Source organism: Collimonas rhizosphaerae (assembly GCF_038896935.1).
Classification (GTDB): domain Bacteria; phylum Pseudomonadota; class Gammaproteobacteria; order Burkholderiales; family Burkholderiaceae_D; genus Collimonas; species Collimonas rhizosphaerae.
In genome coordinates, this window is record NZ_JBANDC010000004.1 from 134,622 (window position 1) to 160,420 (window position 25,799).

The 25,799-nt window shown below is 59.7% G+C and carries 27 protein-coding genes and 1 other RNA gene; 7 read left to right on the plus strand and 21 right to left on the minus strand.

Features of this window, described 5'->3' with window-relative positions; genetic code table 11:
* Positions 1–211 precede the first annotated feature (211 nt).
* The gene (gene rpoH, locus V8G57_RS06975) at positions 212–1,111 is read left to right on the plus strand and encodes an RNA polymerase sigma factor RpoH (RefSeq protein WP_092394749.1); all 900 of its coding nucleotides are present in this window, start codon (positions 212–214) and stop codon (positions 1,109–1,111) included.
* A 64-nt stretch (positions 1,112–1,175) separates the two neighbouring features.
* Here rpoH and V8G57_RS06980 read toward each other — a convergent pair whose 3' ends face one another.
* From V8G57_RS06980 to V8G57_RS07000, 5 genes are read right to left on the minus strand one after another with little or no spacing between them, the layout of a single operon-like run.
* Positions 1,176–1,802, minus strand: a complete 627-nt coding sequence (locus tag V8G57_RS06980; protein ID WP_425458243.1) for an SCO family protein — start codon at positions 1,800–1,802, stop codon at positions 1,176–1,178.
* 8 nt (positions 1,803–1,810) lie between these two features.
* On the minus strand, positions 1,811–2,695 hold the full coding sequence (gene cyoE / locus V8G57_RS06985) for a heme o synthase (RefSeq protein ID WP_342828775.1): 885 nt from the start codon (positions 2,693–2,695) through the stop codon (positions 1,811–1,813).
* On the minus strand, positions 2,692–3,840 hold the full coding sequence (locus V8G57_RS06990; protein ID WP_342828777.1) for a COX15/CtaA family protein: 1,149 nt from the start codon (positions 3,838–3,840) through the stop codon (positions 2,692–2,694). The genes cyoE and V8G57_RS06990 overlap by 4 nt, the downstream gene beginning before the upstream one ends.
* Positions 3,841–3,859: 19 nt before the next feature.
* Positions 3,860–4,483: an SCO family protein gene (locus V8G57_RS06995; RefSeq protein WP_092394737.1), complete on the minus strand. Its 624-nt coding sequence runs from the start codon at positions 4,481–4,483 to the stop codon at positions 3,860–3,862.
* Positions 4,443–5,159, minus strand: a complete 717-nt coding sequence (locus tag V8G57_RS07000; RefSeq protein WP_425458244.1) for an SURF1 family protein — start codon at positions 5,157–5,159, stop codon at positions 4,443–4,445. Before V8G57_RS07000 ends, V8G57_RS06995 begins: the two co-directional genes overlap by 41 nt.
* Before the next feature lie 86 nt (positions 5,160–5,245).
* On the opposite strand from V8G57_RS07000, the gene V8G57_RS07005 reads away from it, so the two are divergent.
* Positions 5,246–5,446, plus strand: a complete 201-nt coding sequence (locus V8G57_RS07005) for a twin transmembrane helix small protein (protein ID WP_092394731.1) — start codon at positions 5,246–5,248, stop codon at positions 5,444–5,446.
* Between the two features lie 98 nt (positions 5,447–5,544).
* Here V8G57_RS07005 and V8G57_RS07010 read toward each other — a convergent pair whose 3' ends face one another.
* From V8G57_RS07010 to V8G57_RS07060, 11 genes are all read right to left on the minus strand, one after another.
* Positions 5,545–6,405 carry a cytochrome c oxidase subunit 3 gene (locus V8G57_RS07010; protein WP_342828779.1) on the minus strand — a complete coding sequence of 287 codons (861 nt, stop codon included), beginning with the start codon at positions 6,403–6,405 and terminating at the stop codon, positions 5,545–5,547.
* Positions 6,406–6,459: 54 nt separating this feature from the next.
* Entirely contained in the window at positions 6,460–6,675 is a 216-nt protein-coding gene (locus V8G57_RS07015; RefSeq protein WP_092394728.1) for a DUF2970 domain-containing protein, read from the minus strand.
* 47 nt (positions 6,676–6,722) lie between these two features.
* Positions 6,723–7,307, minus strand: coding sequence for a cytochrome c oxidase assembly protein (locus V8G57_RS07020; RefSeq protein WP_092394725.1), 585 nt, complete (start codon positions 7,305–7,307; stop codon positions 6,723–6,725).
* A 159-nt stretch (positions 7,308–7,466) separates the two neighbouring features.
* The gene (gene ctaD, locus V8G57_RS07025) at positions 7,467–9,068 is read right to left on the minus strand and encodes a cytochrome c oxidase subunit I (RefSeq protein ID WP_342828780.1); all 1,602 of its coding nucleotides are present in this window, start codon (positions 9,066–9,068) and stop codon (positions 7,467–7,469) included.
* 14 nt (positions 9,069–9,082) lie between these two features.
* Positions 9,083–10,255, minus strand: a complete 1,173-nt coding sequence (gene coxB / locus V8G57_RS07030; RefSeq protein WP_092394719.1) for a cytochrome c oxidase subunit II — start codon at positions 10,253–10,255, stop codon at positions 9,083–9,085.
* Between the two features lie 49 nt (positions 10,256–10,304).
* Entirely contained in the window at positions 10,305–10,751 is a 447-nt protein-coding gene (locus V8G57_RS07035; protein WP_342828781.1) for a DUF2244 domain-containing protein, read from the minus strand.
* Between the two features lie 387 nt (positions 10,752–11,138).
* Positions 11,139–11,597 carry a DsrE family protein gene (locus tag V8G57_RS07040; RefSeq protein WP_342828782.1) on the minus strand — a complete coding sequence of 153 codons (459 nt, stop codon included), beginning with the start codon at positions 11,595–11,597 and terminating at the stop codon, positions 11,139–11,141.
* Positions 11,598–11,668: 71 nt separating this feature from the next.
* Entirely contained in the window at positions 11,669–12,832 is a 1,164-nt protein-coding gene (locus V8G57_RS07045) for an enoyl-CoA hydratase/isomerase family protein (RefSeq protein WP_342828783.1), read from the minus strand.
* Positions 12,829–13,623 (minus strand): enoyl-CoA hydratase, encoded by a 795-nt coding sequence (locus V8G57_RS07050; RefSeq protein WP_342828784.1) that lies wholly within the window; start codon positions 13,621–13,623, stop codon positions 12,829–12,831. The genes V8G57_RS07045 and V8G57_RS07050 overlap by 4 nt, the downstream gene beginning before the upstream one ends.
* Positions 13,620–14,792 (minus strand): acyl-CoA dehydrogenase family protein, encoded by a 1,173-nt coding sequence (locus tag V8G57_RS07055; protein WP_342828785.1) that lies wholly within the window; start codon positions 14,790–14,792, stop codon positions 13,620–13,622. The genes V8G57_RS07050 and V8G57_RS07055 overlap by 4 nt, the downstream gene beginning before the upstream one ends.
* Before the next feature lie 170 nt (positions 14,793–14,962).
* Positions 14,963–15,517, minus strand: coding sequence for a fasciclin domain-containing protein (locus V8G57_RS07060; RefSeq protein WP_342828786.1), 555 nt, complete (start codon positions 15,515–15,517; stop codon positions 14,963–14,965).
* On the opposite strand from V8G57_RS07060, the gene V8G57_RS07065 reads away from it, so the two are divergent.
* On the plus strand, positions 15,516–15,659 hold the full coding sequence (locus tag V8G57_RS07065) for a hypothetical protein (protein ID WP_342828787.1): 144 nt from the start codon (positions 15,516–15,518) through the stop codon (positions 15,657–15,659). The two genes, V8G57_RS07060 and V8G57_RS07065, sit on opposite strands and share 2 nt — an antisense overlap.
* Here the strand turns inward: V8G57_RS07065 and rnpB are convergent.
* Positions 15,654–15,979: RNase P RNA component class A (gene rnpB / locus V8G57_RS07070), an RNA gene on the minus strand. The two genes, V8G57_RS07065 and rnpB, sit on opposite strands and share 6 nt — an antisense overlap.
* Positions 15,980–16,163: 184 nt before the next feature.
* Here rnpB and V8G57_RS07075 point away from each other — a divergent pair.
* The 4 genes from V8G57_RS07075 (at position 16,164) to V8G57_RS07090 (ending at position 19,337) form a co-directional block, all read left to right on the plus strand.
* The gene (locus tag V8G57_RS07075; protein ID WP_342828788.1) at positions 16,164–17,447 is read left to right on the plus strand and encodes a D-amino acid dehydrogenase; all 1,284 of its coding nucleotides are present in this window, start codon (positions 16,164–16,166) and stop codon (positions 17,445–17,447) included.
* On the plus strand, positions 17,444–18,361 hold the full coding sequence (locus V8G57_RS07080) for an ornithine cyclodeaminase family protein (RefSeq protein ID WP_342828789.1): 918 nt from the start codon (positions 17,444–17,446) through the stop codon (positions 18,359–18,361). Before V8G57_RS07075 ends, V8G57_RS07080 begins: the two co-directional genes overlap by 4 nt.
* Before the next feature lie 84 nt (positions 18,362–18,445).
* The gene (locus V8G57_RS07085) at positions 18,446–19,117 is read left to right on the plus strand and encodes a MarC family protein (RefSeq protein ID WP_092394696.1); all 672 of its coding nucleotides are present in this window, start codon (positions 18,446–18,448) and stop codon (positions 19,115–19,117) included.
* 70 nt (positions 19,118–19,187) lie between these two features.
* Positions 19,188–19,337, plus strand: a complete 150-nt coding sequence (locus V8G57_RS07090) for an entericidin A/B family lipoprotein (RefSeq protein ID WP_342828791.1) — start codon at positions 19,188–19,190, stop codon at positions 19,335–19,337.
* Positions 19,338–19,417: 80 nt separating this feature from the next.
* On the opposite strand, the gene V8G57_RS07095 is transcribed toward V8G57_RS07090, so the two are convergent.
* From V8G57_RS07095 to V8G57_RS07110, 4 genes are all read right to left on the minus strand, one after another.
* Entirely contained in the window at positions 19,418–20,182 is a 765-nt protein-coding gene (locus tag V8G57_RS07095) for an enoyl-CoA hydratase (RefSeq protein ID WP_092394690.1), read from the minus strand.
* Positions 20,183–20,316: 134 nt separating this feature from the next.
* Positions 20,317–21,510, minus strand: coding sequence for an acetyl-CoA C-acyltransferase (locus tag V8G57_RS07100; RefSeq protein WP_144739975.1), 1,194 nt, complete (start codon positions 21,508–21,510; stop codon positions 20,317–20,319).
* 17 nt (positions 21,511–21,527) lie between these two features.
* Positions 21,528–23,915 (minus strand): 3-hydroxyacyl-CoA dehydrogenase/enoyl-CoA hydratase family protein, encoded by a 2,388-nt coding sequence (locus V8G57_RS07105; protein WP_342828793.1) that lies wholly within the window; start codon positions 23,913–23,915, stop codon positions 21,528–21,530.
* 87 nt (positions 23,916–24,002) lie between these two features.
* A complete protein-coding gene (locus V8G57_RS07110; RefSeq protein ID WP_144739979.1) occupies positions 24,003–25,793 on the minus strand; it encodes an acyl-CoA dehydrogenase C-terminal domain-containing protein in 1,791 nt (596 codons plus the stop codon).
* Between the last annotated feature and the right edge of the window lie 6 nt (positions 25,794–25,799).

Below are 25,799 nucleotides of genomic sequence, written 5' to 3' on the forward strand. Positions count from 1 at the left end.
TGCTTTAATATGGACGCAACTTTCGCTGGATTCCCGTCTCTAAGTATTTGCTTCGAACAATCAAAAGAAAAATATCGATAGCACCAGCCTATGTACACTCTTTAACAAATCCTATTAGCACTCGACTATAGAGAGTGCTAATATATTCAAGTCAAACGTCTGATCGTTGATCTACCGGCAGCTTAAGCTGGCCGGACAGCAAGGAGAAAGAATGAAGAATCCATCAGTCAACACTGCTTTAATGCCCACCGACACCAGTGCCCTGGCGCTCGGCTTTTCCGGTACGCTGGGAAATATTGACGCGTATATATCGGCGGTGAATCGCCTGCCGATGTTGACACATGATGAAGAAATTTCTTTAGCGCAACAATTGCGCGACAAGAACGACCTCGGCGCCGCCCAAAAGCTGGTGCTGTCGCATTTGCGCCTGGTGGTTTCCATCGCCCGCGGTTATCTCGGCTACGGCTTGCCGCATGCCGACCTGATCCAGGAAGGCAATATCGGCCTGATGAAAGCCGTCAAGCGTTTCGATCCGGACCAAGGGGTACGGCTGGTGTCGTACGCCATGCACTGGATCAAGGCCGAAATGCATGAATACATCCTGAAAAACTGGCGCCTGGTGAAAGTTGCCACCACCAAGGCGCAGCGCAAGCTGTTTTTCAACCTGCGCAGCCATAAGGAAGGCCTGGACGCCATGACGCCGACCCAGGTCGATGCGCTGGCCAAGACCCTCAACGTCAAGCGCGAAGAAGTGATCGAGATGGAAACGCGCCTGACCGGCCGCGACATCGCGCTGGAAGCGCCGACCGATGACGACGATGACAAGTTTGCACCGATCGCCTACCTGTCGACCGAAGCGCAAGAGCCAAGCAAAGTGCTGGAAGCGCAACGCTACGACCGCATGCAGTCGGAAGGACTGGAATCGGCACTGAGCAAGCTGGACGACCGCTCGCGCCGTATCGTCGAAGCCCGCTGGCTGGCCAACGACGACGGCTCCGGCGCCACCTTGCATGAACTGGCGGACGAGTTTGGCGTATCGGCAGAACGGATACGGCAGATCGAGGCGGTTGCGCTGAAGAAGATGAAGGGTTCGCTGGCGGCGTTTGCCTGAGGAACCGATTGCAAATAGAAAAAGGCAGCCAGTGGCTGCCTTTTTTATTGCCTGCCTACATCGATTATTTCAACAGCAGTTTCAAATCATGGGCAATCGGATCCGGCCCCTGGCCGTGGCGCACGAACAGGCGGATATGGCCTTCCGGATCGAACACGTAGCTGCCGGCGGTATGGTCCATGGTGTAGCTGCCTGGGGTCTTGCCGGGTACTTTCTGGTAGAACACGCGGAATTCCTTGGCTACCTTGTCGGTCGCCGCCTGGTCGCCGTACAGGCCGACAAAACTCGGGTCGAACGCCGGCACATACTTGGACAGCAGCTCCTGCGTATCACGCTCCGGATCCACGGTGACGAACAGGACCTGCACCTTGCCTGCCAACGGCCCCAGTTCCTTCATCACATTGGCCATCTCCACCATGGTGGTCGGGCAGACGTCCGGGCATTGGGTGTAGCCGAAAAACACGACTACCGCCTTGCCCTTGAAATCAGCCAGCGTGCGCGGCTTGCCGGTGTGGTCGGTCAGCGCGAAATCGCGGGCGTAGCCGAGGCCGGTGACGTCGGTGTTGATGAAAGCGCTGTTGGCAGGCGACAGTGTCATTTCCTGGCCGCCGCCGGCAGATTTGTCGCCGCAGGCGGTTAAAGACAAAGCCGTCAGCAGGCCGGCGACAGCCACGGTAAAAACACGCTTCATGTTTGCTTTCAGAATTTGAGATAGTGATCGACCAGCAAGGCGGCGAACAGCAGCGACAGGTAGACGATCGAATAAGCGAAGGTCTTGCGTGCGATCAGGTCAGTGTAGTGCTGGTAGATCTGCCATGCGTACCAGAGGAAGATCAAGCCCAGCACCGCGGCGCTGGCCAGGTAGATCAAGCCGCTCATGCCGACCGCGAACGGCAGCATGGTGGTGGCTACCAGGGCGATCGTGTAGAGCCAGATCTGGAACTGGGTGAACTTCATGCCGTGCGTGATCGGCAGCATCGGCAGGCCGGATTTCGCGTAGTCGTCGCGCCGGTACATGGCCAGCGCCCAGAAATGCGGCGGCGTCCAGACAAAGATGATCAGCACCAGGATCCAGGCTTGCATCGGCACGTCGTTGGCGATCGCGGCCCAGCCCAGCGCCGGCGGCATGGCGCCGGCCAGGCCGCCGATGACGATGTTCTGCGGCGTCGCCGGTTTCAGGATGATGGTGTAGATGATGGCGTAGCCGACGAACGTGGCGAAGGTCAGCCACATGGTGAGCGGATTGACGAAGTTGTACAGCACCCACATGCCGAGCCCACCTATGACGCCGGAAAACACCAGGGTCTGCGGCACGGTGATTTCCCCGCGCGCCATGGGACGGCGGGCGGTGCGCGCCATGCGCGAATCGATTTCACGTTCGACCAGGCAATTGACGGCAAAAGCAGCGCCGGCCAGCAGCCAGATGCCAATGGTGGCGGCGATCAAGCGTTGCCAATCCGGCAAGCCGGGTGTCGACAGGAACATGCCGATCACCGCGCAAAACACCGCCAGCTGCGTAACGCGCGGCTTGGTCAGCGCCCAGTACTGGGCAATTCGATTAGGTGGTACGGTCAAAGCAGTCATGGGTGCGGGTTGAGGCGGTCAGCAATTACTGGGCGGGCTCCCAAAATTGGGGATACGCCAGGAGCAAGTCTAGTCTTATAGTTTAACATGACCAGCAACAGCAGCAGCGCCGCCGCACCACCGTTGTGCGCCACGGCGATGGCCAGCGGCCAGTTCAGGAAAATGGTAGACAAGCCGGTAATCAATTGCAAGCCGACAACGATCAGCAGCCAGCGGCCGGTGTTTTGCAAACCCTCGGTGCGCAAGGCTTTGCAGGCCAGCCAGACAACGAAGGCGATCACCACGAAAGCGAAGCTGCGATGGGTCCAGTGGATTGCCGTCAGGGCCTGGAACGACAGGAATTCGCCATCGGCGGTCATGCCCAGGTGGCGCCACAGGGTGAAGCCGTTGGCGAAATCCATTTGCGGCACCAGCGCGCCATGGCACGCAGGAAAATCCGTGCATGCCAGGGCAGCATAGTTGGTGCTTACCCAGCCGCCCAGGGCAATCTGCAGAACCAGCAGCAGCAGGCCGGCCAGGGCTGGTTTGGCCAAGGCGCCGGCGCCGGCCGCTACCGGCGAATGACGGGTTTGCCGCGCCGCCAGCCAGGTCAGCATCGCCAGCAGGGTCAGGCCAAGCAGCAGATGGGTAGTGACGATCACCGGCTGCAGTTTTTGCGTCACGGTCCAGGCGCCAAACGCGCCTTGCAGGCAGACGAACAAAAACAGCCAGGTTGGAAACCAAGGTGAAAACCTGCTCTCCCGCTGGGCCGTTGCTGCCGGCTTGCGCGTTTTGAACCAGCGCATCCAGGCGATCACCATCAAGGCGATGATCAGCACGCCGACTCCCATCGCGAAATAGCGATGGGTCATCTCGATCCAGGCTTTCATGACCGTGACCGGACCGGTCGGCATGGCTTCCTGCGCCGCGCTGATATGGGCGTGCGCCTGCAGCGGATTGGAGTGGCCGTAGCAGCCGGGCCAGTCGGGACAGCCGAGGCCGGAATCGGTGAGGCGGGTGAAAGCCCCGAACATGATCAGGTCGAAGGTCAGGAACAGCGTCACCCACACCAGCTTGCGGTATTTATTGGTGTCGCTGGAAACCCAGACCACGCAGAACGCCAGCAAGGCAACCAGCAGTCCCATGCTGCCGAGCTGGATTAACATGGACGTTGTCATCGGCAACTCATCCTATCGCCGAAGCCCGCAGCAGCTTGGACAAGTCTTTTTTGACCTTGCCCGGATCGGCGTCCTTGGGGAAACGCATCATCAGGTGGCCGCGCGGATCGATCAGGTAGATGTGATCGGCGGCGCTGGTGCCAGCCTCGGTCGGCAGCCAGGCTTTCAGCAGGTCCGGCTTGACCCGCAGCAGCCTGGTGCCGTCGTATTCGCGCATCACCATGGTTGGCAAAGGCTGGTCGTCGGTAATCAGCCAGACCCGCTCGATCCTTTCCATTTCCTTGCCCTGCATCAGGCGCAGCTGGCGCATTTCGAACAGCTTGTCCTGGCAAGCCTTCTGGCAAGCGCCGCCATCGGCCTGCAGCATCAGCCACTTGCCTTGGTAGGCGTCCAGCGTGAGCGGCTTGCCGTCGAGCGCGGTGCTGCCCAGATCGGGCACGGGATAGTTGCGCGGATCGAGCAGCTCGCCGTAGTTATTGCGGCTTTGCGGCTTGATCACGTAGTACGTGAGATAGGAGGCAATCATCGGCGCTGCGCATACCGCAATCACCGCGAACAGTTTCCAGCGGCCGCTCCGGCGCTGTTTGTCGTCAGCCGGACTGGGCTGGCTTGTTGGTGTTTTCTGATCCACGTCTAAATCCTGTCACAACAAAAAAAATCAAGGCCATCACGGCCAGCGCATACCACTGGAACGCGTAGCCGCGGTGTTTTTCGATACCGAGCGAGGGCCTGGGCCAGTCGCGCAGCAAATGATCGTCTGCATTGCTGGTTTGCTCAATCACGAACGGCTGCAGCCTGAATTTGCTGGCCGCGGCGAATTCATCGATTCCCAGGTTTTGCACAATCGCCTGGGGCCGCAAGGGACCGGCATCTCCCAGTTGCAGGACATGGCCGAAATCGCGCCTGACCAACCCTTCTATCTCGACTGTGCCGGCTGGCGTCGGATAAGACGGCAGCTTGCTGCGATCGGCCGGATCGCGCGGCAGCCAGCCGCGCGCCACCAGCACATAACTATCCACACCCGTGTCCGACGCCGCCAGCTTGAACGGCATCAGCACATAAAATCCCGCCACGCCGTTCAAGGGACGATTGTCGAGATAGACCGGCCATCCGGCAATAAATTCACCGCGCAGCGCCATATGCCTGAACTCGATCTGGTCGACGTCTTGCAAGGCGCCGCCAAGCTTGACGGTGGCGTCGGCTTCGCGCTGCAGCAGCCTGTTTTCGATCGCCTGCTTCTGGTCGCCGCGACGGGTTTGCCATTGTGCCAACGTTATGCCCAGCAGCACCAGCAATACGGTCGCCACGAAGGGAACCAGCCGAAATCTGAATCTAAACCGGAATCCGATTGGCATTACAATATCGCCTTAGTCAACACTTCCCTGGCCCAAAAATGAAAATCGTCGTCGCCATCGCCTTCATCCTGATTATCGGCAGCCTTGCCTCGGCGCTGATTTTCCTGATGCGCGACAAAGGCAAAAGCAACCGCACGGTGCAGGCCCTGACCATGCGCGTCGGCTTTTCGGTCGCCCTCTTCATCCTGCTGCTGGTCCTGTACAAACTCGGCTACATCCAGCCGACCGGGCTGCACTGAGCAGCATACCGCTACCAGGATCCACAGTAAAAAAGGCCGCACCGAAGTGTGGCCTTTCTTTTATGCGCCTGATTCAGGCGCTTGATCCGATCTTGCCGTTACAGCCAGTACACCACGACGTACAAGCCGAGCCAGACGACGTCCACAAAGTGCCAGTACCAGGCCGCGCCTTCAAACGCGAAATGGTGTTCCGGGGTGAAATGTCCTTTCAGCACACGGAACAGCACCACCGACAGCATGATGGCGCCGATGGTGACGTGGAAGCCGTGGAAACCGGTCAGCAGGAAGAAGGTCGAACCGTAGACGCCGGAAGTCAGCTTCAGGTTGAAGTCGCTGTACGCTTCGATGTATTCGGCAGCCTGGAAGCCCATGAAGGTTGCGCCCAGCGCGATCGTGATGAACAGCCAGAATGCCGTCTTGCCGCGGTGGCCGGCGCGCAAAGCATGGTGGGAAATCGTCAGGGTGACGCCGGAAGCCAGCAGCAACGCCGTATTGATGGTCGGGATCGGGAACGGTCCCATGGTGCTGAAGGATTCGATGGTGCCGGCCGGGCCCGCATTGCCCCAGTGCGCGGCAAAGTCTGGCCACAGCAGCTTGTTGTCGAGGTCGCCCAGCCATGGCATGGCAATGCTGCGGGCGTAGAACAAGGCGCCGAAAAACGCAGCGAAAAACATGACTTCGGAGAAGATGAACCAGCTCATGCTCCAGCGGTACGAGGTATCGATGCGCGCGCTGTACATGCCGCCTTCGGATTCGCGGATGGAATCGCCGAACCATTTGAACAGCACCACCAGGAACGACAGGATGCCGATAGCGCACAGCTCCGGCCCCCACACGACGCTGTTGACCCATGCCGCGGCGCCTGCCATCGTCGCCAGCAGCGAGACGCCGCCCAGCACCGGCCACCTGGATGGGCCAGGGACGAAATAGTAAGGCGCACTACCTTGTTGAGAACTCATTTCCATCTCCCGATACAAATTTAATTAGTTTCTGTCAGTTACTTTGCTGCGGTTTTACTTAGCGACAACCAGTTTCACGATGGTGAGCAGGATCGCAATAAAAATCAGGGCGCCGAGTATCCCGGCTATCACTACATGCACCGGGTTCAGGCCGGCGGCATCGCTTTCATAATCTTTTCTCTTGCGCACGCCGAAGAACGACCAGAATACCGCTTTCATGGTGGCGCCGAATGAGGCTTTACGGCGGCTTGCTTGCTTCAGATCCGACATTTGATACCCCTGGTTGTCCTGCCAATCATGCTGCTGGATCGCCCGGATCAGCCCGGTTTGTCCGGCTGCCCCGCAATTTCAAAAAACGTATAGGACAGCGTGATCAGCTTTACATCTTTAGGTATAGCAGGATCTATGTAAAACACCACCGGCATTTCCTTGGCCTGGTTCGGGCCCAGGGTCTGCTGGGTGAAACAGAAACATTCGACCTTCTTGAAGAAAGCCGCCGCCTGCTGTGGCGCATAACTCGGAATCGCCTGTGCATCCATCTTGCGCGACTGCTTGTTCACCACTTCATACACCACCTGCGTCATTTCGCCCGGGTGCACCTGCAAGCTGCTGACCGTCGGCCTGAAACGCCAGGGGCCTTGCGAATTGCCGTCGAATTCGACGGTAATCGTGCGGCTCTTGTCGACCTGGGTATTGGCCGGCGCTTCCACCGTGGCGTCTTTCGGCGTCAGGTAATTGACGCCGGTAATCTCGCAGATCTTTTTATACACCGGCACCAGGCCATAACCGAAACCGAACATCAAGACCGCAATCACCAGCAGCTTGCCCAGCATTTGCCCGTTCAGCTTCCTTGATTCAGCCTTGGCGCCTTCATTTGCGCCGTTATCCGCAGGATCCGCCATTTACTTGAACCACAACATCTTGACGAAGATCGCAATGAAGAAGCTCAATGCAAGCAGGCCTACCAACAATCCGGTACGTACGTTATTCGGCTTCTTTGGGTTGCTCATTTTGCTCAGTCGCACAGGGTTGGCGGGCTTTGCTGCCGCCCGCCGCTGCCGTTATTTAAAGGTCGGTGGCGTTTCGAATGTATGGAAAGGCGCTGGGCTAGGCACAGTCCATTCCAGTCCTTCGGCGCCGTCCCATGGCTTGTCGGCTGCTTTCTTGCCGCCCTTGATCGATGGAATGATCACGAAGAACAGGAAGTAGACCTGGCTCAGGCCGAAACCCAGGGCGCCGATCGAAGCCAGCATGTTGAAATCGGTGAACTGCGCCGGATAATCGGCGTAGCGACGCGGCATGCCGGCCAGGCCCAGGAAATGCATAGGGAAGAAAGTCACGTTGAACCAGATCAGCGAGTTCCAGAAGTGGATCTTGCCGCGGGTTTCGTTGTACATGAAACCGGTCCACTTCGGACCCCAGTAGTAATAACCGGCGAACAGTGCGAACAGGGAACCGGCCACCAGCACGTAGTGGAAGTGCGCCACCACGTAGTAGGTATCCTGCATCTGGATATCGATCGGAGTCACCGCCAGGATCAGGCCGGTGAAACCGCCCATGGTGAACACGAAGATGAAGCCGATGGCGAACAGCATCGGCGTTTCGAAGGTCATCGAACCGCGCCACATGGTAGCGATCCAGTTGAAGATCTTGACGCCGGTAGGCACCGCGATCAGCATGGTTGCGTACATGAAGAACAGCTGCGCAGTCACCGGCATGCCGGTGGTGAACATGTGGTGGGCCCAGACGATGAACGACAGGATCGCGATCGAAGCCGTGGCGTACACCATCGATGCATAGCCGAACAGCTGCTTGCGGGCAAAAGCCGGGATGATCTGCGACACGATGCCGAACGCCGGCAGGATCATGATGTAGACCTCCGGGTGTCCGAAGAACCAGAAGATGTGCTGGTACATCACAGGATCGCCGCCGCCGGCAGCGTTAAAGAAAGATGTGCCGAAATGACGGTCGGTCAGGGTCATGGTGATCGCGCCGGCCAGGACAGGCATCACGGCGATCAGCAGGTAGGCGGTGATCAGCCAGGTCCAGCAGAACATCGGCATCTTCATCAGCGTCATGCCAGGCGCGCGCATGTTGAGGATGGTGGTGATGATGTTGATCGAACCCATGATCGACGAAGCACCCATGATATGGATGGCGAAAATCGCCATGTCCATGCCAGGTCCCATCTGGGTCGACAGTGGTGCGTACAGGGTCCAGCCGGCAGCGGTTGCGCCGCCCGGCACCAGGAACGAAGTCGCCAGCAGCAGGGCTGCAGGAGGCATCAGCCAGAACGAGAAATTGTTCATGCGCGCAAAAGCCATGTCGGACGCGCCGATCTGCAGCGGGATCATCCAGTTGGCGAAACCGACGAAAGCCGGCATGATCGCGCCGAACACCATGATCAGGCCGTGCATGGTGGTCAGCTGGTTGAAGAATTCCGGCTTGAAGAACTGCAGGCCAGGCTGGAACAGCTCGGCGCGGATCAGCAGAGCCAGCACGCCGCCAGAGAGCAGCATGGTGAACGAGAACCACAGGTACAAGGTGCCGATGTCCTTGTGGTTGGTGGCGAACAGCCAGCGGCGCCAGCCGTGCGGGTGGTCATGCGCGTGGTCGTGATCGTGAGAATGATCGTGTGCGTGATCGACTGCGGTAGTGCTCATCTCAATCTCCTAATTTACTTACGCGCAGCCAGCACTTCAGCTGGTTGGACAATATTTTCCTGAGCCTTGTTGGACCAGTTGTTGCGGGTGTAGGTAATCACCGCAGCAATTTCGGTATCCGACAACACGGCTTTCCAGGCTGGCATCTGCATGCTGCCGGTGACTTTACCGTTCAGCACGACGTTGATCTGTTCAGCACGCGGGCCGTTGACGACCGGGTCGCCGTCCAGCGCCGGGAACGCGCCGGGCACGCCCTTGCCGGTAGCCTGGTGGCAGACCGCGCAATTGGCCGTGTAGACTTTTTCGCCGCGCTGTTTCAGTTCGTCGATGGTCCAGGTCTTGGTCGGATCGTCTGCCTGCGCAGCCATTTCCTTTTTCTTGCCGTCGACCCAGGCCTTGTAATCTGCTTCGCTCAGGACGTTGACCACGATAGGCATGAAGGCGTGGTCCTTGCCGCACAGTTCAACGCACTGGCCGCGGTAGGTGCCGACCTTTTCAGCCTTGAACCAGGTGTCGCGCACGAAACCGGGAATCGCATCCTGCTTGACGCCGAATGCCGGAATGCCCCAGGAGTGGATGACGTCGTTGGCGGTGGTGATGATGCGGACCTTCTTGTTGACCGGGACCACCATCGGATTGTCGACTTCGATCAGGTAGTTGTCGTTCTTGACCTTGGTCGAATCCACCACTTGCTCATGCGGCGTCGACAGGTTGGACAGGAAGGAAATACCCGAACCTTCGCCGTTGAGGTAGTCATAACCCCATTTCCATTGCATGCCGGTGACCTTGATCGTGAGGTCGGCATTGGATGTGTCCTTCATCGCCACCACGGTCTTGGTGGCAGGCAGGGCCATGCCGATGACGATCAGGAAAGGAACCACGGTCCAGGCGATTTCGACGCCGGTGCTTTCGTGGAAACTGGCCGATTTGTGGCCGAGCGATTTGCGGTGCTTGAGGATGGAGTAGAACATCACCCCGAAAACGGCCAGGAAGATCACCAGGCAAATGATCAGCATCAAGTGATGCAGGTCATAGATTTGCTGAGCAATTTGCGTCACCGGTGGTTGAAAGTTCATCTGCAGTACCGCTGGACCACCCGGACTATCGACCACCGCCCATGACGGCATAGCTGCCGACAAGAGCGAGGCACCGAGCATCAACGATATAAGGCGCTTCGCATATTCCATGATTTCCTCAAAAGCCCAAAATTATAATTATGATGTTCAACACTAGGCACTAGACACTTGTACGCTGTAGCTCCTGCCGCAGCTCCAGAACAAACTCGCGCCGCTTCCATTTCGTCAAAAACTGCCCCACTTCAACCCTGGTGCCAAGCGCCTCGATGTCTATCAGGCCCTTGTTTGTCTCTTGCACCGCAATCCGGATCGAATGCAGATCCAGCTTGAATCGTCGAACTTCCTGTGCGTGTATCACTTCCACAAGCAGGTAATCGTCCAGCATCGCTATGTGCTCGCGGTCCGTGGCATGCCTTGCATAGACCAGGAATGCGACGGCAACCGCCGACATTTCCAGGACCGCAAATACCAGGACAAACCAGGCGCCGCGCAAGGTAAAGCCGATTGCCACGGCAAACGAGGTGGCACAGAGGATTGCATAGAAAAAACCAAGTTGGCGCGGCGCGATTGCGCAGTTACGCCTCAAGTCCCATTCTCGCTTAATCATGATGCACTATCGACACCGAGCAAGTCGCCTGTACGCACAAGCTAAAACCTTCGAAGTATAAGGGGTAACCGAAGATGTTATCAAGGAGAATCAAATCCTGATACCCGCTGCGCGCACGCCCTAAAAACCGCGCTTTCACCCCTGTGCGCCGCCGCTTTCCTCCACGGCAAGCCATCCAATTATCGCCCCATCGATATGTTTCATATAAGAAATTTATTATACCGACGAGAACCCGATCAGCAGATATACGCCATATCGACAACCCGCACCGCATCCCGACCTCCCCCGACAAGGCTTGGAATTAATTAGGGTCAGAGTCGATTTATTGTCGCCAATCCAGCTAGATGCGGATTTTCTGCGCGATGCGGCCAATCATTTCCAGTCCCGTCATGGCTTCAAATAAGCGTACCCCTGCGACTGCAGATCGGCGAGCAGCACAACTGCGCCTTTATCGGCAACGGTAAAACCTGGCAGCAGATCCTTCAGCGATACGTTCTGTGCCTTCATCGTATTGATGCAGGCACTCAACCCGAGTCCCATTTTTGCCAGTCCGGCCACCTGCGCGCTCAATTCCGGGCTTGCCTGCGTTGAGTAAAACGCCTTGAGCGCCGCGCCATGTATGACCAGATTGATTTTGACCCGGTCCGGCCCTCCCATGCCGTCGAAATGATTCTGGATATTGCCGAGTACGAAACCGGCTTTATCAAGTTCATTCAGGTGATAGGCGACCTTGGCTTTATCCACGCCCGCAACGCCTACCGCATTGGCGCGCGACGCGGTGCCGGCAAGGACAGCTGCCGCGCCGATTGATGAGAACATTGTCCATAGTATGTTGCGTCGTTGCATATGTGCCCCCGAATGGAAAACGAACGAATAGGATAACGCTGATTTATCGAAGGTCTATAAGTGCATCGACGTTAAATCAAATCCGCCAACGGATGATTATTTTCTGTCCATGGATTGGCGAAAAAACCTTGGCCCCAATCGTCTGCGACTGCGGCCAAGGTTGCCGGCTGCCATTTCGGCTGGCGGTCCTTGTCGATGATCAGGGCCCGGATGCCTTCGGCAAAATCGGTGCGGGCGGCACAGTGGAGAGAAACCACATATTCGAGGCGGAACACTTCCGCCAGCGACATGTGCCGCGCCCGCTTCTGCAGGGCGTGCGACAGCCAGGCCGAACCGGGGCTGCCGGCGACCAGCGTGGCGATGCCTCTTTGCAGCCACTGGTCTTCGGTTTCCAGCGTGACGATATTGTCCACCACCTCCGCCAGGGTCGGTGCGCCGCACAGCCGGTTGATCAATGCGAAATGCTGCTGCAGTGGAACCGGAGCTGCCTCGAAAGCCGCAGCGCCCTGACCTTGGGCATCCAGCAGAACCCGGCTCAGCAACACATCATCCTGCCTGCCATCCCAAGGCTGGTTAAGCAAGGCAGCCAGCACCGCCTGCTTTTGCGCATGGCTGACCTGGTAGTCGGCCAGCCGCGCAAAAATGGCGTCGGCCGCACCGATGGAGGCCCCGCTCAAGGCCAGGAACAAACCGGCCTGGCCCGGCATGCGGTTCAGGAACCAGGTGCCGCCCACATCCGGATACAGGCCGATCGTGATCTCCGGCATCGCCAGCCGCGACTTCTCGGTCACCACGCGGTGGCTGGCGCCCGCCATCAGGCCGATGCCGCCGCCCATCACGATGCCATGGCCCCAGGCCAGGATCGGTTTCGGAAAAGTATGGATCAGGTAGTCCAGCCGGTATTCGCGCTCGAAAAAATCGCAAGCGTAAGTATTGCTGCGGATATCTTCCGGCTTGCCGGCGGCATGCTGGTCCAGCATGGTGCGGTACAAACCCTGCAGATCGCCGCCGGCGCAAAAAGCCTTTTCGCCGGCAGCCTGCAACACCACCATCACCAGTTGCGGATCGGCCGCCCACGCCCGCAATTGCTGGTCCAGCAGATCCACCATTTCCAGCGATATCGCATTCAGCGTCTTTTCGACATTCAGCGTGGCGACGCCGATGCGTTTGCCATTTTCGGCCGCCAGCTCTTCAAACAAGGCCGGCGCCGCCGTCATCTTTACTTCTGCCATCATTGATTGCTCCACACAGCCGGACGCTTTTGCAGGAAGGCATTTACGCCCTCCTTTTGATCCTGGGTATCAAACAGGTCGAGGAATAATTCGCGCTCCACCGGCAGCAAATTCGCCAGGGGATTGCTGCGCGCGCCCTGGATCAGTTTCTTGCAGGCGCTGATGCTGGACGGACTCTGCTTGGCAACCTGCTCGGCCAGCGCCAGCGCGCGCTGCCTGACTTCGCCCTGCTTGACCACTTCTTCGACCAGGCCGATGCGCAATGCCGTTTCGGCATTGACCCGCTCGCCGCACAAGATCATGCGTTTGGCCCAGCCTTCGCCAACCAGCCACGGCAGGTTCTGGGTGCCGCCGGCGCAAGGCAGCAAACCGACCGCAGCCTCGGGCAAAGCCATCTGCGCCTGCTCCTCGGCGATGCGCAAGTCGCAGGCCAGCGCGCACTCCAAACCGCCGCCCATGGCGTAGCCGTTGATGGCGGCAATCGAGACGCCGCGGAAGCCCGACAGGGTTTCGAATGCCTCGCCGAAGCGGCGCGCCATTTCGCGCGCCATGATCTTGTCGCCATCGGCGAACAGTTTCAGGTCGGCGCCGGCGCAAAAGAATTTCCCGCCTTCGCCGGTGAGCACCAGGCTGTAGATACCCTTGTCCGCATTCAAGTCCTGGACCAGGCGCGTCAGGTCGCGCAGGGCGGCGCCGGTCCAGGTATTGGCCGGTGGATTGGCCATCGTGACGACGGCGGTGTGGCCGATGATTTCCAGCCGCAGGTTGGTGTAGGTAGTGTTGTCGCTATTCATCGGATGTCCTCGTTGGATGCGCTGCTCAGCAACTGGCGGGCAATGATCACGCGCATGATTTCGTTGGTGCCTTCCAGGATCTGGTGCACGCGCACATCGCGGAAATGGCGCTCCAGCGGGTATTCCCGGATGTAGCCGTAACCGCCGTGGATCTGCAGCGCTTCGTTGCAGATCTGGAAGCCGATGTCGGTGGCAAAGCGTTTCGCCATCGCACAGTATGTCGTCGCATTCGGATCCTTGGCGTCCAGCTTGCAGGCGGCCAGGCGCACCATCTGGCGCGCGGCCACCAGCTCGGTCTGCATGTCGGCCAGCTTGAACTGCAGTGCCTGGAAATCCGACAGCGGCCGGTTGAATTGCCGCCGCTCGCTCATGTATGCATGCGCTGCATCCAGCGCCGCCTGGGCGGTGCCGACCGAGCAGGTAGCGATATTGATGCGGCCGCCATCGAGGCCGCGCATCGCCAGGCGGAAACCTTCGCCCTCTTGTCCCAGCAGGTGATCGGCGGGAATCCGCACGTTATCGAAGCTGATGGTACGCGTCGGCTGGCTGTTCCAGCCCATCTTTTCTTCCTTGCGGCCATAGCTGATGCCCGGCGTATCGGCCGGCACCACGAAGGCCGACACGCCATGGGCGCCGCCGGCGCCGGTACGCGCCATCAAGACCAGGACATCGGTAGCGCCGGCGCCGGAAATAAAGGCCTTGGAGCCGTTGATCACATATTCGCCGCCGTGCTCCCCACTAACCAACTGCGCGCTGGTCTTCAACGACGCGGCGTCCGAGCCTGAGCCCGGTTCGGTCAGGCAGTAGGAACCCAGCTTCTGGCCGCTTGCCAGCTTGCCGCACCAGGCTGCGCGCACTGCCGGCGTGGCCCAGTTGGCGATCATCCAGCTCACCATGTTATGGATCGTCAGGTAGGCCGTGGTCGAGGTGCAGCCGCGCGCCAGTTCTTCGAACACGACGGTGGCGTCCAGCCGCGACAAACCCAGGCCGCCGGCTTCTTCGGGCGTGTACAAGCCGCAGAAACCCAGTTCGCCCGCCTTGGCGATGACGTCGGTCGGGAAGATGCCTTCGGCATCCCACTTGGCGGCATGCGGCGCCAGTTCTCCTGCTGCGAAATCACGCGCGGTCTGCTGGAACGCGCGTTGCTCCTCTGATAATTCGAAATCCATGGTGGTCTGCCTCCAAATAGGATGGGTATGGGTGATTGCTGCTGACGGCAATTTCTATCCCAGCAGAATAGCAATAATTGACGTTAACGTAAACGTCACCCAACCCATTTGGACGAAAAAAAAGCGACGGCGAGAATGCCGTCGCCTGAGACCGCCTACCTGTCTTATGACTATTTAGGCATCAATACGGTATCGATCACGTTGATCACGCCGTTCGACTGACTCACGTCATAGGTGCTGATATTGGCGCTATGGCCGCCTTCGTCAGTGACGGCAATATTGTGCGGGCCATTTTGCGTGAAGGCCAGCTTGCCGCCGCTGGCGGTAGGCAACTCAGCCTTGCCATTGCCTTGCTTGATGGCGCTTTCAAGCTTGGCATAGCCATACCGGCCTGGCACCACGTGATAAGTCAGGATTTTGGTCAGGGTCGCCTTGTTTTCCGGCTTGACCAAGGTCTCCACCGTCCCGGCCGGCAGCTTGGCGAAGGCAGCGTTGGTCGGGGCAAATACAGTGAACGGCCCTTTGCCTTTCAGCGTTTCCACCAGGCCCGCAGCTTTTACCGCGGCTACCAGGGTGGTGTGGTCTGCCGAATTGACAGCGTTGTCGACGATGTCCTTGCTGGGATACATGCTTTGCCCGCCAACCATCACGGTATCTTCTGCATGAGCCGCGCCGGCGGCAATCAGGGTTGCGGACAAAGTCAAAGCATAGGTAAGTTTGCGCATGATGATTCCTTTGAAAGAAAGTCAGTTTTCGGAGCCTGCACAGTCATATACGCAACTGCCCCCAAACCGGATTCGCCGGATCCAAAAAAAAATCATGCAAGAAGATGGCGATGCCGATATGGCACCTGCCGAAAGAAAATGAAGTAAGCCGATAGGCCGGATTCTGTTACGACGTCCAGGCTTGCGCCCTCGCGTTATGACAACCATTCCTCTAGGCGCTGGATTACTCCAGCGCTCAAGCTTCCTACCCGCACGCTCCGCGAGCAACATCAACGCGTGCCTATTTGGAATTGCTCCGAGTGGAGGTTACCGCGTTTCACCGTAACTTAATACGCTCGTCTCTGTGGCCCTATTCCTCGCCTCACGGCGGACGGCCGTTAACCGTCACCCTGCTCTATGGAGTCCGGACCTTCCTCCCGCCGGCGCATTGCAGCGCCGGCCAGCGGCTGTCTGGCTTACTTCAGGCGGCATTTTACCGCAACGGCAGCCGCAGCCCGCGCTATTTCATTGCACTCGCGCCATCAAACCCTGCCGACGATGCCAAAACAGCATGAGACAGAATATTGAGGCGTACGTATAGTATTCATGGCTTTGTGCACTGCAAGAGCACGGCAAGCGATATCACATCCCCGACAGGACAAGACAAATGCACATCTGCGTATTGGGCGCCGGCGTCATCGGCGTCACTTCCGCCTACCGGCTGCTGGAAGCCGGCCACCAAGTCACGCTGGTCGACGCCGAAGCGCTGCCGGGCAGCCAGACCAGCCTGGGCAACGGCGCCCAGCTGAGTTTCTCCTATGTCGCGCCGCTGGCCGATCCTTCGGTCTGGACCCACTGGCCGGAATACCTGTTCAGCGCCGGTTCGCCGTTGACGCTGCGGCCGAAAATGGATCCTGCGCAATGGCGCTGGCTGTTCAAGTTCCTGGCGGCCTGCAATGCCAGCCGGGTCAGGCAAACCACCGTCGACCTGCTGCGGCTGGCATTCTTCAGCCGCGGCCAATTGCAGCAACTGACGCAGGCGCAGCCGCTGGATTTCCAGCACCGCCGCGCCGGCAAGCTGGTGATGTACGGCGACGCCAAAGGACTGGAAGGCGCCCGCAAGCAAATCGAGTTCCAGGCCAGGCATGGCTGCCAGCAGGAAATCATCGACGCCGCACGCTGCATGCAGATCGAACCGGCGCTGGCCAACGCCAAGCGCGACTGGGCCGGCGGCGTGTATACCCCGAGCGAAGAAGCGGGCGACTGCGCACTGTTCTGCCGGCAACTGGTCGGAGCCATGTCGCAACAGCCAGGCTTCCGCTTCGCTCACTCGCAACGCATCCATAAACTGGAAATGCGCAACGGCGCCTTGACCGCGGTGCACACCGGCCAGGAACAAATAGCCGCCGACGCCTTCGTATTGGCATTGGGCGCCGCCAGCGCCGGTTTTGCACGCCAGGCCGGCTTCTCGCTGCCGCTCTATCCGCTCAAGGGCTACAGCATCACCGTGCCGTTGAACGACGCCGCCACGCAGGCCGCGGCGCCGCAGGTGTCGATCACCGACCTCTCCCGGAAAATCGTTTATGCCCGACTGGGAAACAGGCTGCGGGTTGCAGGACGAGTGGAACTGGTCGGCATGGACCGCAGCATACCGGCTGCCGCCATCGATGAACTGAAGCGCGGCGTCAGCGAATTGTTCCCCGGCTGCGGCGATCTTTCCGACAGCGCCGGCCTGTCGCCCTGGACCGGATTCCGGCCGGCGACGCCGAGCGGCGTGCCGCTGATTTCCGCTTCCCCGGTCAAGAACCTGTACCTGAATGTCGGCCACGGCAGTCTCGGCTGGACCCTGTCGCACGGCAGCGCAAGCCTGCTGGCACAGCTGATCGCGGGCGGCGCCACTGCGATCGACGCTAGTCCTTTTTCATTTAGCGCAAGCAAAGGAACATCATGAAACTCATCACCAACCAGCAAGTCGCGGAACTGATCAACACCGGCGACGCCATCGACGCCATGCGCCAAGCTTTCGCCGGCATCGGACAAGGCGCACAGCAGGCCAGGATGCGCACCAGCGCAGGCCCCGTCATGATGTCCAGCATGGGCGCGTTGCTGCCGGCCGCCGGCATTGCCGGTTACAAGCTCTACACCACGATCAACGGCAAATTTCATTTCGTCACCGTGCTGTTTTCCACCGAAGACGGGCGGCCGCTGGCGGCGATTGAATCCGACACCATGACCGGCTTGCGCACCGCTGCCGCCACCGCAGTCGCCGCCGACCACCTGGCCAGGCAAGACGTAGCCACGCTGGCGGTGATCGGCACCGGGGTCCAGGCGCACTCGCACGTGCCGGCTTTGCTGGCGGTGCGAAAATTCAAGGAGATCCTGATTGCCGGCCGCAGCGGCCAGCAGCAGTTTGCAGAGCAGGTCACGCAGCAGACGGGCATCCCGGCGCGCGCCGTCAGCATCGACGAAGCAGCCCAGGCCGGCGATGTGGTAGTTACCGTAACGCGCTCGGCCATACCGCTGTTTTCCGGCGACTTGCTGCAAGCCGGCGCCTTCGTGGCGGCAGTGGGCGCCAGCAAAGGCAACCTGCGCGAACTCGACGACCGCGCGATCGCCCGCGCCAACGCCCTGGTGGTCGAATGGAAACCGCAGGCGCAACAGGAAGCCGGCGACCTGCTGCTGTGCCAGCCCGGAACCTTTGCCTGGGAGCAGGTGTGGGAACTGGGACAGATTGTCGACGGCAGCAGCACCTACCGGCGCCAGCCGGACGACCTGGTGATCTACAAGGCGATCGGCGTCGGCCTCGAGGACATTGCCCTGTCCGGCCTGGTATACCGCCGCGCCTGCGAACGTTTCGGCTGGTAAGCCCTGTTGCAAGCGGGATTGCTTGCCGCCGCCATGCCGTCAGTCTAGAATCGGGCCACCGATGACTATTGACGACATGCACACATGGAATTCCACCTGCTGAGCTTCCTGAAGACCGTGCTGTTTGTGCTGGCGGCGCTGTTGCCGATCATGAATCCGCCCGGCGGCGCGCCGATTTTCCATGCGTTGACCATCTCCGCTTCCGACACCACCCGCAACTCGCTGGCGCGCGGGGTCGCCATCAATTCCTTCCTGCTGCTGGTGGGCGGCATGTTCATCGGCACCCACGTGCTGGCTTTTTTCGGCCTGTCGCTGCCGGTAGTGAAAGTCGCCGGCGGCCTGCTGGTGGTGGCCACCGCCTGGAAAATGCTGAACTCCGACGAAACGCCGATGGCGGAAGCAGTGCCTGCATCGCTCTGGACCGAACAGCTGGCCTCGAAGAAGGCTTTTTATCCGCTGGCGTTTCCGCTCACGGTCGGCCCCGGTTCGATCTCGGTCGCCATCACCCTGGGCGCCGGCGTGCGCGTACCGAACGTGCCGCTGCCGCTGTCCATGGTCGCCGCCGTCGTCGGCCTGGCGCTGGCGGCATTGGCGGTCTATCTCAGCAATCGTTTTGCCGGCGTGCTGATACGCTTGCTGGGCGAGACCGGCACCACCGTCATGCAGCGCATGACTTCATTCATCTTGCTGTGCATCGGCGTGCAGATCCTGTGGGACGGGGTAAGCGGATTATTATTGTTGTGGCAAGCGCACTAAATCACTTTTTCTGATTTTGCGGAATTCTAGTGATAAGATTATTGCCTCACCAACTCATTAGGAGCACACGATGCTGAAGAAGATGATGGTAGTTGCAGCGATGTTTGGCATGCTGGGCGCGCTGTCAGCGTGCAACACGATGGCCGGTGTCGGCAAGGACGTGCAAACCGGTGGTGAAAAAGTACAAGACGCGGCTCAGGACGTGCAAAAGAAAATGTAGTTTCCTGCGATGCTTTGCAGATAAAAAAACCCGACCTGGCGTCGGGTTTTTTATTCACGTCATGCAAGCATCGCGGTGCATCAGGCAAACTTGCTGAAATCAGGCTTGCGTTTTTCGAAGAAAGCCATGAACGCCTCGGCCGCCTCCGGCGCAGCCAGCATCGCACCGAAGTGTTCAACCTCCTGCTTCATCTGCGCTTCCACTGCCGCGGTCTGGCCGCCTTTCATGAGGCGCTTGGTGACGCGGATCGAAGCCGCCGGCAAAGCAACCAGCTTGGCCGCCTGTGCTCGCGCGAACGCCAGCAATTCTTCAGCTGGCAGCACCTTGTTGACCAAGCCCATGGCATTAGCTTCCTCTGCCGTAAAAGCCTCGCCCAGCAGGAGTTTTTCGGCCGCGCGCTGGTAGCCTGCGATTTGCGGCAGGATCAGGCTGGAAGCCGCCTCCGGGCACAAGCCGAGCTGCGTGAACGGCATCGAGAAACGCGCATTGTCGGCGGCATACACCAGGTCGCAATGCATCAGCAAGGTAGTGCCGATGCCAACCGCTGCCCCCGCCACCGCCGCCACCAGCGGCTTGCTGGCATGGCTGATCTGCCACAGGAACTGGAACACCGGGCTGTCGGAACCGGTCGGCCGGTTCTTCATGAAATCTTCGAGGTCGTTGCCGGCGCTGAAAATTTGCGGCTTGCCGGTAAACAGGATCGCCCTTACCGCGCTGTCGCTCTCCGCATCTTTTAGTGCGTCGACCATGGTCTGGTACATGGCGGCGGTAATCGCATTTTTCTTTTCCAGTCGATTGAATTCGATCGTCAGGATGCCGTTTTCCTTGCTAGTCAAAATATCCATCTGATGCTCCAGTTCAGCGCACGCGATACGCGGCAGCATGATTACATTAAAGAAGACAAAAAAGCCGTGCGGGGGATAGCAGCACGGCTTTTTCGTTTTTACGATTGCTTATGACAATCTGCTAATTCAAACGATTACATGCGCTCGAAAATACCCGCGGCGCCCATACCGGTGCCGACGCACATGGTGACCATGCCGTACTTCAGGTTGTGGCGGCGCATGGCGTGGATCGTGGTTGCCGAACGGATCGCACCGGTTGCACCCAACGGATGGCCGAGGGCGATCGCGCCGCCCATCGGGTTGACCTTGGCCGGATCGAGGCCGAGGTCCTGGATCACGGCCAGCGATTGCGCTGCAAACGCTTCGTTCAGTTCGATCCAGTCCAGCTGGTCCTGGGTGATGCCGGCGGCGCGCAACGCTGCCGGTATCGCTTCTTTAGGACCGATGCCCATGATTTCCGGCGGTACGCCGCGCACTGCAAACGAGGCGAAACGCGCCAGCGGCGTCAGGTTGAACTGCTTCAGGATCTTTTCGCTGACCAGGATCAGCGCACCGGCGCCGTCCGAAGTCTGCGAGGAGTTGCCCGCAGTGACCGTGCCCTTGGCGGCAAACACTGCCTTCAGCTTGGCCAGGCCTTCCATGGTGGATTCGCGCGCGCCTTCGTCGCGATCGACGGTACGGGTCTTGATATCGATCTGGCCGGTCGCCAGGTTAGGGAAACGCTCGATGATCTCGACCGAAGTCATTTCATCCTTGAATTCGCCGGCCGCCTGCGCCGCCAGCGCACGGCGGTGCGATTCCAGCGCGAATGCATCCTGCGCTTCGCGCGACACTTTCCATTGCTGCGCCACTCTTTCGCCGGTCAGCCCCATGCCGTAGGCCATGCCGATGTTTTCATCCTTGAACACGTCCATGTTGACCGACGGATGGAAACCCATCATCGGCACCATCGACATCGATTCGGCGCCGCCTGCGAACATCACATCGGCCTGGCCGACGCGGATGCGGTCAGCCGCCATCGCGACTGCTGTGATGCCGGAAGCGCAATAACGGTTGATGGTGACGCCGCCGATGGTGTTCGGCAGACCAGCCAGCAACACGGCGTTGCGCGCCATGTTCAAGCCTTGCGCGCCTTCCGGGAACGAACAGCCGATGATCGCGTCTTCGATCAGTTTCGGATCCAGGCCCGGCACTTGCGCCAGCGCCGATTGCATTACGCGCACCAGCAGGTCGTCCGGGCGCGTGTTCTTGAACATGCCGCGCGGCGCCTTGCCGATTGGCGTGCGGGTAGCGGCGACGATGTACGCATCTTGAAGTTGTTTAGTCATTTCCTGCTCCTGTTTGATTAGTTGCGCACTGGTTTGCCGGTCTGCATCATGCCCATGATCCGCTCTTGCGTCTTAGGGTTGTTCAGCAGTTCGACGAACGCTTTGCGTTCCAGGTCCAGCAACCATTGTTCATTCACTACGCTGCCCTCTTCCACTTCGCCGCCGCAGACGATGTTGGCGATCATGCTGCCCAGCTTGTAGTCATGGGCGGAGATGAAACCACCGTCGCGCATGTTGACCAGCTGCGCCAGGATGGTCGCAACGCCGTAACGGCCGATGACCGGGATCTGCGCCTTCAGCGGCGGACGATAGCCGGCGTCGAACATAGCGCGTGCTTCGACCTTGGCCACATGCAGCAGCTCGTAGGCATTGAACACGATGACATCGTCGGCCTTCAGGTAGCCCATGCTCTTCGCTTGCAAGGCCGATTTCGACACGTTGGCGGTTGCCGCGTTGAGGAAAGAAGTCTTCAGGAATTGCAGGATGTCGTTGCCCTTGGCATCGTTGGCAGCGCGTACTGCCGCTTCCTTCAAACCGCCGCCGGCCGGGATCAGGCCGACGCCGACTTCAACCAGGCCGATATACGACTCGATCGACGCCACGCGCTTGGCTGTGTGCAAGGCCAGCTCGCAGCCGCCGCCCAGCGCCAGGCCGGCCACTGCGGCGACCACCGGCACGCTCGCATACTTGAGGCCCATGAAAGCCTGCTGCAGCTCGGCGACCATCGGTTCGATCGCCTTGGCGCCACCCGACATGAACAAAGGCAGCATCGATTGCAGGTCGGCGCCGGCCGAGAATGCGCCGCCTTCGGCTGCATCCGCATGCCACAGCACCAGGCCCTTGTAATTCTTTTCAGCTTCGGCCACCGCCTTGTTCAGGCCAGCGATGACGCCAGGTCCGATCACGTGCATCTTGGTCTTGAACGACAGGACCAGCACTTCGTCGTTCTGATGCCATGCGCGCACCGAGTCGTCCTCGAATACGGTAGTGCCGGCAGTCTTGCCGTCGGCTACGCCTTCGCCCAGCAACGGCGCGCGGAATACCTGGCGCTCGTAGACCGGCAAGGTGGAACGGGCGACGTTGGCTTTCTTCGCCGGCGAATAAGAACCGTCAGCAGCGTGCACGCCGGTGCGGCCGTCGAATACCCAGGCTGGCAGCGGCGCATTGCACAGCGCCTTGCCGGCGTCGATATCTTCCTTGACCCAGCCGGCGATCTGCTGCCAGTCGGCGGCTTGCCAGATCTCGAACGGACCTACGCTCCAGCCGAAGCCCCAGCGCATGGCGAAATCGATGTCGCGCGCATTGTCGGCGATCGATTCCATGTGGACGGCGATGTAATGGAAACCGTCGCGGAAAATCGCCCACAGGAACTGCGCTTGCGGATTGGTCGATTCGCGCAGGGTTTTCATGCGCTTGACCGGATCCTTGTCTTTCAGGATGCGCGCCACCAGCTCGTCGGCCTTGCCGCCGCCGGCAACGTATTCGCCTTTGGCCGCATCGATGCGCAGTATGTCCTTGCCGACCTTCTTGTAGAAACCGGCGCCGGCCTTCTGGCCCAGCGCGCCCTGCTCGACCAGCTTGGCCAGCAGCGGCGGCGTTGCGTACACGCCGTAGAAAGGATCGTCCTTCAGGTTGTCCTGCATGGTCTTGATCACATGCCCCATGGTGTCCAGGCCGACCACGTCGGCGGTACGGAATGTACCGGACTTGGCGCGGCCCAGCTTGGCGCCGGTCAGGTCATCCACCACGTCGACCGACAGGCCGAATTTTTCAGCCTGGTGCACGGTCGACAGGATGCCGAACACGCCCACGCGGTTGGCGATGAAGTTTGGCGTATCTTTGGCGCGGACCACGCCCTTGCCCAGCGTAGTGGCGAGGAAGCCTTCCAGCTGGTCGAGGATTTCCGGCTTGGTGGTCGCGGTAGGAATCAGTTCCACCAGGTGCATATAGCGCGGCGGGTTGAAGAAGTGCACGCCGCAGAAGCGCGCTTTCAGTTCAGCGTCGAAACCTTCCGACAAGGCCGTGATCGACAGTCCCGAAGTGTTGGAAGCGAAAATCGCGTTCGGCGCAATGTGCGGCGCAACCTTCTTGTACAGGTCATGCTTCCAGTCCATGCGCTCGGCGATGGCTTCGATGATCAGGTCGCAACCGGCCAGCACATCCAGGTTGTCTTCGTAGTTGGCGACTTCGATCAGCGATGCGTCATCCTTGTTGCCGAGCGGCGCCGGGCTGAGCTTCTTCAGGTTTTCAATGGCGCGCAGGACGATCCCGTTTTTCGGGCCTTCCTTGGCCGGCAGGTCGAACAGCACTACCGGCACCTTGGCGTTCAGGCAGTGGGCGGCAATTTGCGCACCCATCACGCCGGCGCCGAGAACGGCGACTTTTTTAACGATGAAATTGGACACTTGTATCTCCTTGGTCAGTCTGTTGGGGGCGTGGACATGCTTGGCTTCAGCGCAGGTCCACCCTACGGCTCATTTAGAACAAATCCGTTAGAACAAATCCGCATCCAGCGCCATCAGGCTGGCCGAACCGGAACGTGCCTGGCGAATCAGCATTGCGGTTTCCGGCAGCAGGCGGGCGAAATAGAAACGTGCGGTAGCCAGCTTGGAAACGTAGAACTTGTCGCCTGAATCCTGCTTGGCCAAAGCGATCTTTGCCATTTGCGCAAAGAAGTAGGCATAAACCAGATGACCGACCACGCGCAGGTAAGGCACTGCCGCGGCGCCTGCTTCGTCAGGATTCTGGAAAGCCTTCATGCCGATTTCCATGGTCAGCTTGCTGACCTTGTCGCCGAGGTCGGCCAGCGGCGTGATGAATTCCGACAAGGCTTCGTCAGCGCCATTCTCTTCGATGAACGCCTGCACCTTGGCGCCGAATTTCTTCAGCTTGGCGCCGTTGTCCATCAATACCTTGCGGCCCAGCAGATCCAGCGACTGGATGGTGTTGGTGCCTTCGTAGATCATGTTGATGCGGGCATCGCGCACATATTGCTCCATGCCCCATTCGGCGATGAAACCGTGGCCGCCGTACACCTGCATGCACTCTGATGTCGCAGTCCAGGCGTTATCGGTAATGAAGGCCTTGACCACAGGAGTCAGCAACGCAACTTCATCAGCTGCGTCCTTGCGCACTGCTTCATCGGGATGGTTCAGCTCCTTGTCCAGCTGCAGCGCGACGTAGGAACAGAATGCGCGGGCGCCTTCAGCATACGCTTTTGCCGTCAACAGCATGCGGCGCACGTCTGGATGGACGATGATCGGATCGGCTGGCTTGTCTTTGGCCTTGATGCCTGACAGGCTGCGCATCTGCAACCGATCCTTGGCGTACACCAATGCGTTCTGGTAAGCGACTTCCGTCAGGCCCAGGCCTTGCATGCCGACGCCGAGGCGGGCTGCGTTCATGAACACGAACATCGCGTTCAAGCCTTTATGCGCGCCGCCGATGATCCAGCCGGTGGCGCCGTCCAGGTTCATCTGGCAGGTCGAATTGCCGTGGATGCCCATTTTTTCTTCGATCGCGCCGCAGGTAATCGGATTGCGCGCGCCCAGAGAACCGTCAGCGTTCGGCAGGAATTTCGGCACCAGGAACAGGGAGATGCCCTTGGAACCTTCCGGCGCGCCCGGCAAACGCGCCAGCACCAGGTGCAGGATGTTGGCCGACATGTCGTGCTCGCCGGCCGAGATGAAAATCTTGCTGCCGGTGATGCTGTAGGAACCGTCGGCTTGCGGTTCGGCTTTCGAGCGCAGCAGGCCGAGGTCGGTGCCGCAATGCGCTTCGGTCAGGCACATGGTGCCGGTCCATTCGCCCGAAACCAGCTTGGGCAGGTACATTGCTTGCTGCTCCGGTGTGCCGTGGGCGTGCAGGCACTCGTAGGCGCCGTGCGACAAGCCCGGGTACATGGTCCAGGCCTGGTTCGACGAATTCAGCATTTCATAGAAAGAATTGTTCATCACCAGCGGCAGGCCCTGGCCGCCGAATTCCGGATCGCAGGACAGCGCAGGCCAGCCGGCTTCCACGTACTGCTTGTAGGCTTCCTTGAAACCCTTGGGCGTGGTCACCGTGTGGCTGGCCTTGTCGTGGTGGCAGCCTTCGCGGTCGCCGGAGTGGTTCAGCGGGAACAGTACTTCGGAGGTGAACTTGCCGCCCTCTTCCAGCACTTGGTTGATGATGTCGGCATCGATCTCGGCATGCTTCGGCAATTGTTTCAGTTCATCTTCTACATGCAGCAACTCGTGCATGACGAATTGCATATCCCGCAGTGGCGCGACGTATTGACCCATGGTGCT